At 70.5% G+C, this 15,823-nt stretch carries 16 protein-coding genes; 14 read left to right on the forward strand and 2 right to left on the reverse strand.

All coding sequences use genetic code 11. The features are described 5' to 3' along the window. Positions 1–41: 41 nt before the first annotated feature. Positions 42–728 carry a DUF899 family protein gene (locus AC1DG4_RS01630; protein ID WP_477377512.1) on the reverse strand — a complete coding sequence of 229 codons (687 nt, stop codon included), beginning with the start codon at positions 726–728 and terminating at the stop codon, positions 42–44. 115 nt (positions 729–843) lie between these two features. Here AC1DG4_RS01630 and AC1DG4_RS01635 point away from each other — a divergent pair, with 115 nt between their 5' ends. The 12 genes from AC1DG4_RS01635 to AC1DG4_RS01690 all read left to right on the forward strand — a co-directional run bounded on the left by AC1DG4_RS01635 (position 844) and on the right by AC1DG4_RS01690 (position 11,955). Further along, positions 844–1,425 (forward strand): TetR/AcrR family transcriptional regulator, encoded by a 582-nt coding sequence (locus AC1DG4_RS01635; RefSeq protein WP_477377510.1) that lies wholly within the window; start codon positions 844–846, stop codon positions 1,423–1,425. A 251-nt stretch (positions 1,426–1,676) separates the two neighbouring features. After that, positions 1,677–3,005 carry a DivIVA domain-containing protein gene (locus AC1DG4_RS01640; protein ID WP_477377508.1) on the forward strand — a complete coding sequence of 443 codons (1,329 nt, stop codon included), beginning with the start codon at positions 1,677–1,679 and terminating at the stop codon, positions 3,003–3,005. Between the two features lie 116 nt (positions 3,006–3,121). Beyond that, positions 3,122–3,523 (forward strand): Fur family transcriptional regulator, encoded by a 402-nt coding sequence (locus tag AC1DG4_RS01645; RefSeq protein WP_477377506.1) that lies wholly within the window; start codon positions 3,122–3,124, stop codon positions 3,521–3,523. Between the two features lie 94 nt (positions 3,524–3,617). Beyond that, entirely contained in the window at positions 3,618–4,604 is a 987-nt protein-coding gene (locus AC1DG4_RS01650; RefSeq protein ID WP_477378066.1) for a permease, read from the forward strand. Further along, entirely contained in the window at positions 4,597–5,409 is an 813-nt protein-coding gene (locus tag AC1DG4_RS01655) for a TIGR03943 family putative permease subunit (RefSeq protein ID WP_477377504.1), read from the forward strand. Before AC1DG4_RS01650 ends, AC1DG4_RS01655 begins: the two co-directional genes overlap by 8 nt. Further along, on the forward strand, positions 5,399–7,318 hold the full coding sequence (locus AC1DG4_RS01660; protein WP_477377502.1) for a TolB family protein: 1,920 nt from the start codon (positions 5,399–5,401) through the stop codon (positions 7,316–7,318). The genes AC1DG4_RS01655 and AC1DG4_RS01660 overlap by 11 nt, the downstream gene beginning before the upstream one ends. Continuing rightward, a complete protein-coding gene (locus tag AC1DG4_RS01665; protein ID WP_477377501.1) occupies positions 7,318–8,151 on the forward strand; it encodes a DNA-3-methyladenine glycosylase in 834 nt (277 codons plus the stop codon). Before AC1DG4_RS01660 ends, AC1DG4_RS01665 begins: the two co-directional genes overlap by 1 nt. Before the next feature lie 148 nt (positions 8,152–8,299). Beyond that, complete coding sequence (rpmB, locus tag AC1DG4_RS01670) at positions 8,300–8,536, forward strand: 50S ribosomal protein L28 (protein ID WP_045271470.1); 237 nt, start codon at positions 8,300–8,302, stop codon at positions 8,534–8,536. Beyond that, positions 8,536–8,706: a 50S ribosomal protein L33 gene (gene rpmG, locus AC1DG4_RS01675; RefSeq protein WP_045250846.1), complete on the forward strand. Its 171-nt coding sequence runs from the start codon at positions 8,536–8,538 to the stop codon at positions 8,704–8,706. The genes rpmB and rpmG overlap by 1 nt, the downstream gene beginning before the upstream one ends. Before the next feature lie 3 nt (positions 8,707–8,709). Continuing rightward, a complete protein-coding gene (rpsN, locus tag AC1DG4_RS01680) occupies positions 8,710–9,015 on the forward strand; it encodes a 30S ribosomal protein S14 (protein WP_477377499.1) in 306 nt (101 codons plus the stop codon). Between the two features lie 299 nt (positions 9,016–9,314). Then, positions 9,315–9,602, forward strand: a complete 288-nt coding sequence (locus AC1DG4_RS01685; protein WP_045250850.1) for an HU family DNA-binding protein — start codon at positions 9,315–9,317, stop codon at positions 9,600–9,602. 331 nt (positions 9,603–9,933) lie between these two features. Beyond that, positions 9,934–11,955 carry a bifunctional copper resistance protein CopD/cytochrome c oxidase assembly protein gene (locus AC1DG4_RS01690; protein WP_477378064.1) on the forward strand — a complete coding sequence of 674 codons (2,022 nt, stop codon included), beginning with the start codon at positions 9,934–9,936 and terminating at the stop codon, positions 11,953–11,955. A 198-nt stretch (positions 11,956–12,153) separates the two neighbouring features. Here AC1DG4_RS01690 and AC1DG4_RS01695 read toward each other — a convergent pair whose 3' ends face one another. After that, the gene (locus AC1DG4_RS01695) at positions 12,154–13,272 is read right to left on the reverse strand and encodes a hypothetical protein (protein WP_477377497.1); all 1,119 of its coding nucleotides are present in this window, start codon (positions 13,270–13,272) and stop codon (positions 12,154–12,156) included. Positions 13,273–13,355: 83 nt separating this feature from the next. Here AC1DG4_RS01695 and AC1DG4_RS01700 point away from each other — a divergent pair, with 83 nt between their 5' ends. Both AC1DG4_RS01700 and AC1DG4_RS01705 read left to right on the forward strand, forming a co-directional pair. Beyond that, on the forward strand, positions 13,356–14,741 hold the full coding sequence (locus AC1DG4_RS01700) for an ATP-dependent DNA helicase (RefSeq protein WP_477377495.1): 1,386 nt from the start codon (positions 13,356–13,358) through the stop codon (positions 14,739–14,741). 45 nt (positions 14,742–14,786) lie between these two features. After that, entirely contained in the window at positions 14,787–15,809 is a 1,023-nt protein-coding gene (locus tag AC1DG4_RS01705; RefSeq protein WP_477377493.1) for an endonuclease/exonuclease/phosphatase family protein, read from the forward strand. The last annotated feature ends 14 nt before the right edge of the window (positions 15,810–15,823 follow it).

Genomic DNA, 15,823 nt, shown 5'->3' on the forward strand with positions numbered 1-15,823 from the left:
CTCCTGCATCCGGTCGGCGGATCGTCGAGGAGGAGTGGTCGTCAGGCCCCGGCGTCGCCGTACATCGCGGCCACGTCCTGCGAGCTCAGCCAGCGGGAGTAGGTCGGATCCTGCGGCCAGCCGTCCGGCACGTCCTGCCACTGCTCCTGCCGCCCGTACGGGAGCACGTCGGAGATCGCGAAGGCGACGCTGAACCGTTCCGCGCCGCGGCCGTTCGTGTGCCATGTGCGGTAGACGTCGTCGCCGTCGCGCAGGAACACATTGAAGCCGAAGCCCTCACCGGGTCCCGAATCCATGTCGGCGCCGAAGCTCGACTCCGAGGAGGAATACCAGGTCATCCGATTGCCGACGCGCTTCTTGTATGCGAGGACCTCGTCCATCGGCCCGTTCGTGATGAGGACGAAGCGGGCGTCCTGCACCTCGATGTGGCCGGTGCGGGTCCACTGCGAGGTGAGGCCGGTGCAGCCGGGGCACTGCCAGCCGGCGCCGTCGGTCCACATGTGGTGGTACGCGACGAGCTGACTCTTGCCCTCGAAGACGTCGGCCAGGCTCACGCGGCTGCCGTCCTCCGCGATCAGGGTGTACTCCGGGAGCTTGACCGCGGGCAGGCGGCGCCGCGCGGCGGCGATCGCGTCCTGCTCCCTGGTCGCCGCCTTCTCGCGCACGCGCAGCTTCGCGAGCTCGTCGCGCCAGGTCTGCTCGTCGACGACAGGGGGCAGAGCGGTCATGACATCCTCCGATGGTCGGTTCCGGTCGATACCGTGACGCCGATGTTCACGACGTCCACATCTGCTATGTTCACACCGTACACATCATGTGGAGTCGCGACAAGAGGGGGATCCGATGGCCTATCACCACGGGGCTCTCGCGACGGCCCTCGTGCAGGCCGCGGTCGAGCTCGCCCGGGAGGGCGGTCCCGCCGCGGTGACGATCCGCGAGGCCACCCGCCGAGCAGGTGTCTCGCCGAACGCCGCCTACCGGCACTTCCCGAACCGCGCCGCACTGCTCGACGCGACCGCTGCGGCGATCCAGCAGGGACTGGCGGTCGCGATGACCGACGCCCCTGATCGCTCGGCCGCAGAGCGGCTGCACCGGATCGGCGCCGCCTACGTCGACTTCGCCCTGGATGAGCCCGGCTGGTTCGCCGTCGTCTTCTTCGGAATACGCCCTCCGGATCCCGCGACGGTGCGGCAGGCGCCTGCGTTCCTCGCGCTGGCCGCCGCGCTCGACGATCTCGTCGCCGCTGGTGACCTCGCCGCAGCGGGCCGCGACGACGCCGCCTGGGCGTGCTGGGCCACCGTGCACGGCTTCGCGGAGCTGTGCCTGCGCGGACCGCTCGCGGGCGTGGAGCGGGCGGAGCAGCGCCGTCGCGGAGGCGTCGCGATCCGCGCCGTGATTGCCGGGATTCGATCCGGCGGCGCCTGACCCCCGGCGCGTACGGGCATCCGGACGCGGTGCCGACGAGGCATGCGATCAACGGCACGATCGTTCCGCGCCCTGCCGCGTTCTCGCCCTGTCGGCTCCGCGGAACCGCGGGTTAGGATCGTCAGGACTCGCGCGGATCGCGGCCCCCGCACCCAGGGACGCCGGACGACGCGATTCTCCCTCCGCATCCATCCTTCCCGGCGCCTCCCCCCTGCCTGGGAGCAGGAGGGGCGAACAGAAAGGCGCGGCACGTGGCCGAGGCAACTGAGGACCGAGCAACCGAGGACAAGGCGCAGCAGGGAGATTTCTTCGACCAGCTGCTGGACAACCCGACGACGCAGCAGTCCTTCACGGTCGGCTTCCGCGGCTATGACAAGACCGAGGTCGACGCGCACCTGACCGCCCTCAAGGAAGAGCTGCGCCGCGCCGCGGAGTCCGGAGCGAAGACCGACGCGCACCTGCGCAGCGAGCTCGACAAGGCGGCGGAGAAGCACCGCCAGGAGCTGGCGAAGGCCACCGCCGCGCACGACAAGCGCGCGACCAAGCTGGAGTCCGACCTCGCGACGGCGAACGCGAAGGTCACCGAGTCGGCGCAGCAGATCCAGTCGCTGAGCACGGCGCTCGCCGGATCCCAGGAGGACATCGACGAGGCCACCTCGCGCTCGCAGTTCGAGACCGTGCTGCGCGTGGCGGAGGAGCAGGCCAGCATCCTGATCCAGAACGCCGCGGTGCAGGCGGAACGGCTGCTCGAGGCCGCCCGCGACGAGGCGGCCGCGAAGCGTGCCGAGCTCGACGCGGACGTTGCCCGGATCACGGCGCAGGCCCAGCGCGACGCCGACCAGGTGCGCCTGAAGATGGAGACCGAGTTCACCGCGCACACCGCGCAGGTCGAGCGCGAGGCCGCGCACGCGGCGGAGAAGGTGAACCACGCCGAGCAGGAGGCTCACTCGATCCGCACCGAGGCGGAGAAGGGTGCGGCGGCTCTGCGCGCGATGGTCACCCGGGAGACGACCGATCTGCGGGTCTCCGCCGAGCGTGAGGTGCGCGAGATGAACGCCCGCGTGCTCGAGATGGAGGAGTCCCTCACGCGCCGTCAGGACGATGCGCAGCAGGAGTTCCTGGTGCTGCACAACCAGGCTGTCGCGCACGCGGAGCGGATCACCGCCGACGCGAACGAGCAGGTCTCCTCGTCGCTCGCGCATGCCGAGCGGATCTCGGCGAAGGCCGAGGACTACGAGCGTCTGATGCGCTCGCAGGCGAGTGCGATCGAGGCGGAGGCCCAGGTGCGGGCACGTGAGACCCTCGACCGTGCCAGGACCAAGTCGCAGAAGATCGTCGACATGGTCACCGCGCACACCGCGAACGTCGTGCGCGACGCCGATGACCGCGCGCGTCAGCTGCGCTGGCAGCAGCAGCAGCTCACGAGCTTCATGGCCGAGGTGCGCGAGCTGATCCGTCCCGACGGTGCCCTCGGCAGCGAGGCATCCGGATCCGCTCCTGTGGAGGCCGAGGCCGAGGGGGCCGAGGCAGAGGGGGCCGAGGGCGAGCAGGACGCCGCGGCTCCGAAGGCTCAGGCCTGACCTCACCCGATCGACCGGAAGGCCGCATCTCCTCGCGGGATGCGGCCTTCCGCGCGTCCAGCGACGGGAGAAGCTGCTCCCAGCCGCGGGCCAGGGGGCGGCTCTAGACTCGGGGCATGGCCCAGCGGAACACGTGGCAGCGCGAACGCGTGCGCGAGGAGCTCTCCGACGCGCGCGGATTCGTGAGCGCGCAGTCTCTGCACCAGGCCCTGCGCGAGGCCAACACCGGCATCGGTCTGGCCACCGTCTACCGCGCCCTGGCCGGACTCGCGGCCACCGGTGAGGCCGATTCGCTGCAGAGCCCGGAGGGCGAGGCGCTCTACCGGGCATGCAGCAGCGAGGGCCACCACCACCACCTGATCTGCCGCTCCTGCGGGATGACCGTCGAGATCGAGGCCACCGACGTCGAGCAGTGGGCCCAGCGCACCGCGGCCCTGCACGGCTTCCGCGATGCGGAGCACGTGGTCGACATCTTCGGACTGTGCGCGAGCTGCGCCGACGCCGCCGCGCAGGAGTGATCGTCGCGTGACCCTGACGACACCCGGCCGCCGCGCGACCGCCACGCGAGAAGAAGCGGCGACTCCGCACGCGCTGCGCACGCCGCCGCCGCGGCTGTCCGGCCGTACGGCGCTCATCGGCGCGGCGATCGGCGCTGCCGTGGTGGCCGTCCTCGTCGCGATCGACGTTTTCGCGCCGCAGCTGTTCTCCGCCCGGCTGCCCAACCGGCTGCAGGACGGGCTCACGCTCTCCCTGAGCGTGCTGTTCGAGGCGCTGCCGTTCGTGATCCTCGGCGTCCTGCTCTCGATCGTGGTGCAGGTGTGGCTGCCCGCGGGCGTGATCGAGCGGATCCTGCCGAAGCGCGGCTGGGCCCGGCGCGCCGTGCTGTCGCTGCTGGGCATGCTCATCCCGGTGTGCGAGTGCGGCAACGTTCCTTTCGCGCGCGGACTCATGATGCGCGGCCTGGGTCCCGCGGAGGCGCTCACCTTCCTCATCGCGGCCCCCATCGTCAACCCGATCGTGATCCTCACGACGCATGCGGCGTTCGGCTTCGACGGTGGGATCCTCGTGGCCCGTCTCGTCGGCGGCTACCTCGTGGCCAACCTGATCGGCTGGGTGTACAGCCGGCATCCGGATCCCGACGCGCTGCTCACCGCACGCTTCCGCGACACGTGCGAAGTCGTCGTGCACGAGCAGGGATCCGGTGTCCGCCGGAGCCTGGCCCAGTTCCTCGTCGAGCTGCGCGCCGTGATGCCCGCGCTGATCATCGGGTCCGCGCTCGCCGGCGCGGTGCAGGTGCTCGTGCCGCGCGACGTGCTGCTCGCGATCGGCTCCAACCCGCTGCTCTCCGTCGTCGCGATGATCGCCCTCGCCATCTCGGTGGCGATCTGCTCGAACGTCGACTCGTTCTTCGCGCTCTCGTTCGCCTCCACGTTCTCGCCGGGCGCGATCGTCGCCTTCCTCCTGGTCGGTCCACTGGTCGACATCAAGATGATGGCGCTGCTGCGCACGACCTTCACCGCGCGCACCCTCGCCGGGATCGTCGGCATCGTGATCCTGTTCGGCTTCGCTCTGGGAATCGGGGTGAACGTCTTTGCCTGAGACGACCACCGCGCACCGGCCTTCCCGCGCACAGGCGCTCAGCAGCCGCTGGCTCGGGGCGGGCCTCGCCGCCGGGCTCGCCGTCGCCACGCTGGTGCTCGCGTTCTCCGGGCGGCTCACGCTGTACATCAGCCCCGAGACGGTGTGGTTCGCCGTCGCCGCCGCGATCGCGACGCTCGTCGGCGCGGTGTGGTCCTGCATGCTGCCGCTCGGCGCGGAGCAGGATCACGGGCACGACCACGGAGACGCCGGACACGACCACGATCACGCGCCCGCCGCATCCGGCCGCCGCATGCTGGGCGTCGTGGTGGGGGCGACCGGCGGGGTGATCGCGACCGGCGTCGTCGCCGGTGCGCTGCTGCTTCCGCCCGCCTCGCTCTCGGTCGACATGGCGATGCAGCGCGCTCCCGTGGGCAACGTGCTGTTCGCCGGCGCGGACAACGTCGCGCTCGGGGCGAACACCGACACCCGCACGTTCGGCGTGGGCGGCTGGGCCAGCGTGTTCGCCACGGGCAGCCGGCCGGAGAAGTACGACGGATCCACGGTGACGCTCACGGGCTTCCTTACGCCCAATGGATCCGCGAAGGATCAGGCGCACCTGACCCGCATGGTCATCACGCACTGCGTGCTCGACGCGCAGCCGGCGTCGGTGCCGGTGCAGATCAGCGGGTGGCAGGGCCAGTACGCTGTGGGCGACTGGGTTCAGGTGAAGGGGACGGTCCGCGCGACCGCGGACGGAAAGCTCTCGATCGTGCCGGCCAGTGTGTCGAAGATCTCGGAGCCGAAGGACCCCTATGAGCACTGACGACGCGGATCACCCCCTCACCCGCGCCGAGCTGCGCGCCCGCCGCGCGGCCGAGGAGGCAGCGGACGCCGTCGAGTCGGCCACGCCGGGGAGCCCGGAATCGGGAGAGCCCGCCGCGCCCGATGCTCCGAGCGCGGCCGAGGTTCCGCCCGCCGCAGAGACCCCGAGCGCGCCTGAACCCCCCGAGGCTCCGCGAGCCGCGGGGGCGCCGCCCGCTCCGGGCGTCCCCGCTGTGCCGGCCGCTCCGGGCGTCCCCGCCGTGCCGCCCGCGGATGAGCCGGTCACGCGCTCTGCCGCGCCCGCGGAGGTCTTCGACCGGGCGCCCGGTCCTCGGCGCACGCCGAACGGCGGATCCGGCCCGTCGAGCGTCCCTGCGGGCGCCTCCGGGTCCGACGTGGACCTGAGCCCCGTGCCGGCCGCAGAAGCGATCGCGAGTTCGGAAGCCGAACCCGTCGCGGCGGACGCGGTCGCCGACGCCGCGCCGGATCCTCGGCTCGAGGCGCCGGAATGGCAGCCGCACCCCACACCCGCGACAGCCACGCGCCGCCGCCGGTTCCCGCTGATCCTCGGCGCGGTGATCGGGGTGCTCGTCGTCGTGGTCGCCGCGTTCGGCGTGATCACGCTGCTGCAGGGGCCGCGCGTCAGCAGCGTGAAGATCGACGCACAGTCGGCGATCGACGCCTCCGGCACCCGCATGATCATCACGGCCAGCCAGCCGCTCGCGAAGGTGGACCCGAAGCAGGTCTCCGTGAGCCCCCACGCGCCGTTCACGGTCGACACGTCGGGGCGCAACCTCGGGATCCGCTTCACCGTGCCGCTCGACGACGATACGAACTACACCGTCACCGTGAAGGACGCGACAGGCACCGACAAGCAGCGTCAGAGCACCCTGCAGGCGAGCTTCCAGACGCCGAAGTCCACGATCTTCCTGCTGCAGCGCAAAGCCAAGGGTGACGACACCATCTTCATCACCGACCTGGGCGGCAAGAATGCCGTCCCGATCGTGCAGCACGAGAAGATCGACGACTTCCGCGCGACCGCGGATCATCTCGTGGTGGCGACCGAGAAGGACGGTATCTCGGAACTGCTGGTGATGGACCGGAAGGGCAAGAATCAGCGTGCGCTCACGCTGCCCGGCCCCGGGTTCCTGTCGAACCTGCAGGTGTCGGAGCGCGGCAACCTGGTCGGCTACACGTTCACCGACAAGGGCATCAGCGCGACCAGCGGCCGGGCGAGCATCCTGGTGACGCAGTCGCTCACCGGCGACGGGGAGCCGCAGACCGTCAAGGTCGGCGACAAGATGCCGAGCATTTCGCAGTGGGCCTTCGTGCCCGACTCCTCCTCAGTCCTGTTCATCGACTTCAGCGGCGCCCTGTACGTCGAGGATCGCGCCGACACGAAGGCGGCTCCGACCGCGCTCGGCTCCGCGCAGACCGTCGAGGGCATCAGCCGCGGCACCTACACGGCGATCGTCAGCCGCGGCAACGACCTCGTCGAGCTGAACCTCGCCGACGGATCCGAGAAGCCCCTGGCCGCCTCCACACCCGACTTCGGGGTGCCGGGCACCATCGCACCGTTCCCCGGAGGGACGCTGCGCCAGGTTGCGACCCGCGACGCGACCGGACTTCCGACGGGGCAGATCGTCACTCGCGTGAGCGACGACGGCAAGGCCACGAAGCTGTTCAGCGTCACCGGATCCGATGCCATCATGCAGGCCTGTCCCTCGCCGAGCGGGCAGTACAGTGCGATCGTGGTGGCTCCGAAGCTCGTGAAGAACCCGTACGACCAGTCGCTGCTGCCGTTGCCGACCACGTTGCAGACGCACATCATCGACACGGAGACCGGCAAGGAGCTCGTGGTGCTCGCCGGCTTCGACCCGTCGTGGTGTGCGCAGGCGCCCCACCGCTGATGACGGACGCGCGGATCCCCTCCGCCGGCGACGGCCTGCGCGCCGCTCGACGGGAGGACCTGCTGGCACTGCCGCTCGAGGTGGCGCCACGCCTGCTCGGCGCCCGGCTGCGCACGGTCGTGGACGGCGCGGAGGTGCAGCTGCGGATCACCGAGGTCGAGGCCTATCACGGCAAGGACGCGGGCCCGGTTCCCGACCCCGGCTCGCACGCCAGGATGGGCCGCACCGCACGCAACGCCACGATGTGGGGCGAACCGGGGCATCTGTACGTCTACCTCAGCCACGGCATCCACTCCTGCGTGAACGTGGTGTGCGGGCCCGACGGGGTGGCCGGGGGTGTGCTGCTCCGGGCAGGCGAGGTGGAGCTCGGCATCGACGTGGCGGCGGAGCGGCGGGGGATCCGTCCCGCCGCTGGTCCCGCCGCTGGTTCCGAACTCAGTCGATTCGGTATCGAGCGGCCGGGAGTGAGCGCGAACAGCCACGTATCGACTGAGTTCGGAACGCTGTCCGGCCGTGAACGTCGCGATCTCGCCCGAGGCCCTGGCCGATTCGGTCAAGCCTCGGGGCTGCGGCACCCCCGCCACGACGGCATCGACGCGCTCACGGGCGCCGAGTGGGCGGGAGCCCGCGCCGAGCTGTGGCTCGCGGATCCGCTCGACGAGGTCGCATCCGGCCCGCGGGTGGGCGTCGCCGGCCACGCCGGAACCGACGCATTCCCGTGGCGGTTCTGGATCCCCGGGGATCCGACGGTGTCCCCGTTCCGCTGGGGGCGGGGCGCCGCCGAGGCCGCCGCAGAGGCCGACACGCCCGGTATCGGATCCGTGCTAAAGTAGCTCTTTGTCTGCGCACACTCCTGTGCGCAGTTCGTATGCCTCCTCCACTTTCGGTCCCTGAGCTTGTCGAAGGGCGGCGAGGAGAGAGGCGTGCAGACAAGGGATCTTGGGTGGGGCCGTCCGGCCTCACGGTAGAGAAGGAGTCATCATGGCAGCAGTGTGCCAGGTGACCGGTGCTGTTCCCGGCTTCGGTCACAACATTTCGCACTCGCACCGCCGGACGAAGCGCCGCTTCGACCCGAACGTGCAGAAGAAGACGTATTTTGTTCCGTCGCTCGGTCGCAAGATCACGCTCAACGTGTCCGCCAAGGGCATCAAGGTGATCGACGCCCGTGGCATCGAGAAGGTTGTCGCTGACCTCCAGGCGAAGGGTGTGAAGCTCTAATGGCCAAGAAGGCACAGGACATCCGTCCGATCATCAAGCTGCGTTCGACGGCAGGCACCGGTTACACCTACGTGACCAAGAAGAACCGTCGCAACACCCCCGACCGCCTCGTGCTGAAGAAGTACGACCCGGTGGTTCGCAAGCACGTCGAATTCCGAGAGGAGCGTTGATCCATGGCTAAGAAGAGCAAGATCGCACGCAACGAGCAGCGCAAGGTCGTCGTCGAGCGTTACGCCGAGCGTCGTGCCGAGCTGAAGAAGACCCTGGTCGACCCGAACGCGACCGAGGAGGCCCGCGAGGCCGCCCGCGTCGGCATGCAGAAGCTTCCGCGCAACGCGTCGCCGGCCCGCGTGCGTTCGCGCGACGCCATCGACGGTCGACCCCGTGGTGTCCTCACGAAGTTCGGCATCTCGCGTGTCCGCTTCCGTGACATGGCGCACCGTGGCGAGCTGCCCGGCGTGACCAAGTCGAGCTGGTAAGCAGTCTTCTTCCCTGAGCCTGTCGAAGGGTTCAGGGAATCAGGGGCGGGGATCTTCGGATCCTCGCCCCTTCTGCGTGCCCGGATCCAGAGAGCCCGATCGGCGAGTGGAGGATCCAACGTGTGACTGGAGTGACGGATGAGGCGCGACACGCCGCCGTAAAACGTCAAAACCCGCGAAATGACGCGGAAAACCAGGGTTTGGTTGATACATTCAAGGCGGTCGTTCGACCAACGGGGGGCATCCGCCCATCCGGAACTCTGATACGAAGCGACGGGATCCCGTCGCTGGAGGATGAAATGGCTGACAAGTCCATCACCAAGACCGAGCTCGTCGCGAGCATCGCCAGCGCCACCGGCCAGAGCCAGGCTGCCGTCTCCGGCGTTCTCGACGCCCTGTTCGCCACGGTCTCGGACGCTGTTGCCAAGGGCAGCAAGGTCTCGATCCCGGGCTGGATCTCCTTCGAGCAGGTCGCGACCGCTGCCCGCACGGGCCGCAACCCGCAGACCGGCGCCGAGATCAAGATCCCGGCCGGCAAGCGCGTCAAGGTGACCGCTGGTTCCAAGCTCAAGGCTGCCGTCAAGTAATTCCGGCCTCGCCTCGAAAGGCCGTCCCTCCCTGGAGGGGCGGCCTTTCGCGTGCCGTGCCTCCGGTTCGGGGCGTACTTCTCCGTTTTGGGGCGCACGGCGACCATGGAATCGGGGATGCCGCGCCCCAAAGCGTAGGAACGCGCCCCGAACTCGAGGCGCCCAGCCCCGTCCGGGTCCTTGGGCCCCTGCTCCCGGCGGACCCCGAGCGACACCGGAATAGGGTGGAGGGGTGAATCGCCCCGCCACCGGGGTCCGCCCCGAGACCGGGTCGGATGCCGCCCGCTCAGCCCTGCCCGCCGGATCCCCGACCCTGCGCATCGCCGGTCCCGTGATCCTCGTCGGGGCCGCGATCCTCGCGGTCGTCGCCGGCCTCGCGTTCGGCGGAGGCGCGGCACCGAACCTGCTGCTCGACCCCGGTCCTGTGGTCCGCTGGGGCCTCCCCGTCGTCAAGGCGATCAGCAACCTGGGCGCGGCGGCGATGCTCGGATCCCTCGTGCTCGGGCTCTTCTCGCTGCGCAGCGGGGCCCGCTCTTTCGAGATCGCCCTGGACACCGCCTCGATCGGAGCCGCGGTCTACACGATCGCGAGCGCCGTGGCCGGTCTGTTCACGTTCCTGCAGACCCTGGGAGTGAAGCTCAGCGCGGGGCCGGAGTTCGGTGCGCAGCTCGGCCGCTTCCTGCTCGAGCTCCCGCTCGGTCAGGCATGGCTGATGACCGTGCTCGCGGGGGCCGTCATCACGATCGCCGCCTTCGCCTTCCGCGGCTGGACCGCCACGCTGCTCACGGCGATCCTCGCCGCCGCTTCCTTCATCCCGCTCGCCACGCAGGGCCATGCGGGCGAGCTCAGCGGCCACGATGCCGCCGTGAACTCGCTGTTGCTGCACACGATCGGCGCGGCCGTGTGGATCGGCGGCCTCGTGCTGCTGATCGTGCTGCGCGGATCCCGCAGCGAGCTCGCCGACACCGGCCGCGCGAACGCGAAGGCTGCGAAGACCCCGAAGGGACCGAAGAAGACGAAGGGCACGGTCGGCTTCGCAGACGTCGTGCGCCGATACTCCTCCCTCGCCCTCGCCGCCTACGTCGTGGTCGCCGTCTCCGGCGTGGCCCGCTCGATCGTCGCCGTGGGCGACTGGGCCGGCCTGCTCACGCCGTACGGCGGCCTCATCATCGCGAAGGCGGTCGTGCTGATCCTGCTCGGCGCCCTCGGCGCCCGCTACCGCACGCGCCTGATCCCGAAGCTCGACGCGGGCGGATCCGGTCCGTTCTGGACCCTGGTGCTGCTGGAGCTCGCGCTCATGGGCATCGCCTCTGGCCTCGCCGCCGCGCTCTCGCGTACCGCCCCGCCGACCGGGCTCGAGGTGGCGACCGTGCGCACGCCGGCCGAGATCCTCACCGGATCCCCGTTGCCGCCCGAGCTCACCCCGCTCCGCTGGATCACCGCCTGGAACCTCGACCTCATCTGGGTGACCGCCGCTGCGTTCGGGATCGTGCTGTACGCGGTCGGCGTGCTGCGCCTGCGCGCACGCGGCGACGCCTGGCCGATCCATCGCACGGTCTTCTGGATCCTCGGCCTGCTGGGGCTGGTGTGGGTCACCGGTGGCGCGATCAACGCGTACCAGGAGACCCTGTTCAGCGTGCACATGCTCGGGCACATGATGCTGTCGATGGCGATCCCGCTGCTGCTCGTCGCCGGAGCGCCCGTCACGCTCGCCCTGCGCGCGATCGACAAGCGCGACGACGGAACCCGGGGTGGCCGGGAGTGGATCCTGTGGGCTGTGCACTCGCCGTTCTCGCGCGTGGTCACCAACCCGTTCGTGGCGGCGGCGATCTTCGTGCTGTCGCTGTGGGCCTTCTACTTCACCGACCTCGTGCGCTGGGCGATGACCGATCACATCGGGCACGAGTGGATGACGATGCACTTCCTCATCTCCGGATACCTGTTCGTGCTCAGCCTGGTCGGGGTGGATCCGGTTCCGCGGCGGCTGCCTTACGCGGGAAGGCTCATCACGCTCATCGCCGTGATGGCCACGCACGCGTTCTTCGGCATGGCGATCATGATGCAGTCGGGGCTGATGGTCGCCGAGTGGTTCGGGGCGATGGGGCGCACGTGGGGAGCGACGCCGCTGCAGGATCAGTACGTCGGCGGCGGCGTGGCGTGGTCGGTGGGGGAGATCCCGACACTGATCCTCGCCATCACCGTCGCGATCCAGTGGAGCCGCAGCGACGCGAAGGTGCAGAAGCGTCAGGACCGCGCCGCCGATCGCTCAGGCGACGCCGAACTCGGCGAGTACAACGCGCGGCTCGCCGAGCTCGCCGAGAAGGACCGCCGCGCCGCCGCCCGCGGGCGCTGAGCCCGCCCTTCGTCTCGCTGCGCTCGCTCAGGGACCGGCGGCGGTCCCTGAGCGAGGAGCGGAGCGACGAGACGAAGGGCGCTGCGCTCGCTCAGGGACCGGGGTGCGGCGGGGTCGGCCCTTCGTCTCGCTGCGCTCGCTCAGGGACCGGGGTGGGGGCGCTGCGCTCGCTCAGGGAGCGGCGGCGGGGCGGCGGGGTCAGCCCTCGGAGCCGGGCGGGGGAGCCGATTGTTCGGGCGAGGTGATGCTGATCGAGGCGGATCCGTCGGGCAGGAACCGGATCGTGCCGTCCACGTCGAACTGCACGTCCTGGTCGACGTGCGACACGGATCCGTCGTACAGCGACTTCACCTCGAGCTGCACGTGCGCGGTGGCAGGGGCAGCCGCGATCTTCCAGCCCTCGCCGTCCGGCTGCAGGGCGATGTCGGGGCTCTTGACCAAGCTCCAAGTGGGGCCGTCGATGACCCGGTTCGAAACGCTGATCCCGAAGGGGCAGCCGGTGGGCTGCAGCACCTGCTGCGTCGTGCACTGGCTGAGGAATTCGTTCACGCGCTGCTGCACGACCTTGACGAAGGCCTCGGTGGGCATGGCCTGCACATCCAGCGGTACGTCGGCGAGCGGCTTGTCGGACAGCACGCCCATGCCTTTCGCGGTCGCCGTCGACGTCGTCACCGACACCGAGTAGAGCCCGGGGGAGAACACGAGCATGGGCACCGGATCGAGCGGCGACGACTCCACGCCCTGCGCTGCGACCTGGCGGCGGTCGATCTCGAAGCCGTTCACCGAGAACCGGTCGGATCCGCGCACGGTGAGCGAGATGACGGCGAGCGGGCTCTGTGCGAACGCCCACGCGGGGGCGACGCCGATCCAGCCGTCCTGGGCGACACGGAACGTGGAGGATCCGACGTGCCCCCCGGCCTTGTACTGCACGGTGACCGACGTGACATCGCCGTCGGGGTGCTCATCGGTCACGGTGATGTCGGTGAGCGTGCCGAGGGCGTCGCGACGCAGCAGCGCGTCGGAAGCGGAGCGGAACGCGTCGCTGTCGAGGTCGCCGTGCGAGAGTGCGACGCCCGGCAGCCGCAGCGCGTCGGCGGCGCGTCCCTCGCTGAGCAGCGTCAGATAGCGGGTGACGAACGCGGAGGGGCTGTAGAACTCGCGATACGCGGTGAGCCCGCCGGCCGCGAGAGCGGCCACCAGCACGGCGCCCACGACCGCGAGCAGTGCGAGGTCGGACCAGAGCGGGGCGCGGCGTCGCGCAGCCCGCGCCCGGCGCGACCGCGCGCCTGGCGCCTGCACCCCCGCCGACTGCACCATGGCGCCAGTCTACGAAGAGCAGCCTGCGGGAACCCCGAGTGGCCCGGCTTCGTCTCGAAAAGGACCGGTAGACTCCGTAGACCGTGAGCACGCCGACCCTCTCCGCCGAACAAGAAGAACTGTTCCGGCTGATCGAGGACACCCGCGAGCACGTGTTCATCACAGGGCGGGCCGGTACCGGCAAGTCGACCCTGCTGCAGCACTTCGCCTACAACACCCAGAAGCAGATCGCCGTCTGCGCACCCACGGGCGTCGCGGCGCTGAACGTCGAGGGGCAGACGATCCACTCGCTGTTCCGGCTGCCGATCGGTCTCATCGCCGACGGTGAGATCGACCAGTCGGATGCGACTCGCAAGATCCTGAACGCGATCGACACGCTCGTGATCGACGAGGTGTCGATGGTCAACGCCGACCTGATGGACGCGATCGACCGATCGCTGCGCCAGGCGCGAGGGCGCAGGGCGGAGGCGTTCGGCGGCGTGCAGGTCGTGATGTTCGGGGATCCGTATCAACTGGCACCCGTGCCGCCGCGCGGAGACGAGCTGCGCTACGTCCAGGATCACTACCGCTCGTTCTGGTTCTTCGACGCGAAGGTCTGGACCGGAGGCTCAGGGACCGACGACGGGCTGCTGGACATCGGGACGCACGGCGCGACGCTGCATGTGCGCGAGCTCGTGCACATCCACCGGCAGTCCGACGCCGGGTTCAAGGCGATGCTGAACGCCGTGCGCTACGGCCGGGTGACCGCCGAGATCGCCGGGGCGCTCAACGACGCAGGCGCGCGGACGCCGCCGGATCCCGCGCCCGGCGAGATCCCGATCATCACGCTCGCGACGCGCAACGACATCGTCAACGGCATCAACGCCCGCCATCTCGCGGCCCTGCCCGGCAAGGTGCAGAAGGCGAAGGCCGACATCTCCGGCGACTTCGGCCGGGGCGAGGCGAACTACCCGGCCGACCAGGAGCTGCAGCTCAAGGAGGGGGCGCAGGTGATGTTCCTGCGCAACGACATCTCCGCGATGCCGGATCCGCCGCGCTGGGTGAACGGCACGATCGGGACGGTCGTGCGGATCCTCGGTGATGCCGTGCGCGTGGAGATCGACGGCGAGGAGGTCGACGTCGAGCCGGCGGTCTGGGAGCGCTACCGCTACATCTACAACCCGGGCACCAAGACGCTCTCGCGCGAGGTGGTCGCCGAGTTCACCCAGTTCCCGCTGCGGCTCGCGTGGGCGGTCACGATCCACAAGTCCCAGGGCAAGACGTACGACAGGGCCGTCGTGGATCTCGGATCCGGTGCGTTCGCCCCCGGGCAGACCTACGTCGCGCTGTCGCGGCTGACCTCGCTCGACGGGCTGTATCTGTCCCGCCCGCTGCGCCCCCGCGACATCCGCGTCGACGAGGACGTGCGCCGCTTCATGCGGGCCGCCTGGGAGGCCCGTCAGGGCGACTCCACGCCACAGCTGCCGTAGCGTCCTGAAGGAATGGTGGGGTTCGTGTCGTCGAAGGGGGCAGGCGTGACCGATCGCGCACGCGCACGCGGCCGCATCGGTGCCGCGGTCGCCATCGTGATCGGCGTGCTGGCCGCGCTGCTGGTGGTCTGGCCCCAGGCGTTCGGCGCGCAGCGCCTCTTCGGCGTCGCGCAGCTGATCGCTTTCCGTGCGCCACTCGCGCTCGGGCTGACGCTCGTCGCGGTCGTCGTCGGATCCATCGTGCTGCTGCTGCGCCGGCGCGCGGCACGGGTGCGGCGCGCGTTAGGGGTGCTCGCGATCGTCGTCGCGCTCGCCGCGGGCGGGAACCTCGCCGTGCTCCTCGCCCGCGGAGAGGCTGAGGCCGGGACCGCCGGATTGCGCGACGGCGATCTCACCGTGCTCGTCTGGAACGCCCAGGGCGGCGCGACCTCGCCCGCCCAGGTCGCCGAACTCGTGCTCTCCGTCCGCGCCGACGTGGTCAGCCTGCCCGAGATGGACGACGACGCCGTGGCAGAGGTCGCGACGCGGGTGGGCGCCGGCGGCATCCGCATGACGGCGGGCACGACCAGAGCCGTTGCGGAGACCTCGACCCCGTCGTGGATCCCGACCTCGCTGCTCGTCGCCGATCGCCTGGGCGCATACCGTCTCGACGCCTCCGCAGGCACGACCCAAGGGCTGCCGAGCGGCGTCTGGCGTCCGGTCGACGGAACGGGGCCCACGATCATCGCCGCCCACCCCGCCGCACCGCTGACCGACGGCATGGACGACTGGCGCGCGGGGCTCGACTGGGTGGGCGCCCAGTGCCGCTCGCCGCAGCCCGACCTGATCCTCGCCGGTGACCTCAACGCCACGGTCGACCACGTGAATCTTGGCGGATGCCGCGACGCGGCTGTCGAGGCCCGCGCGGCGGCGACGGGCACGTGGCCATCCATGGCCCCGTCCTGGCTCGCGGCTCCGATCGACCACGTGCTCGTCGGTCCGGCCTGGGGCGTTCGCGAGGTGCGGGTGATCGACGCGACCGGGGGCACCGATCACCGTGCGCTCGTCGCGGTGCTGTCGAAGGGCTGAGCTGGACGGGCTCG

The sequence above is a fragment of the Microbacterium sp. 05N427 genome (assembly GCF_056397105.1).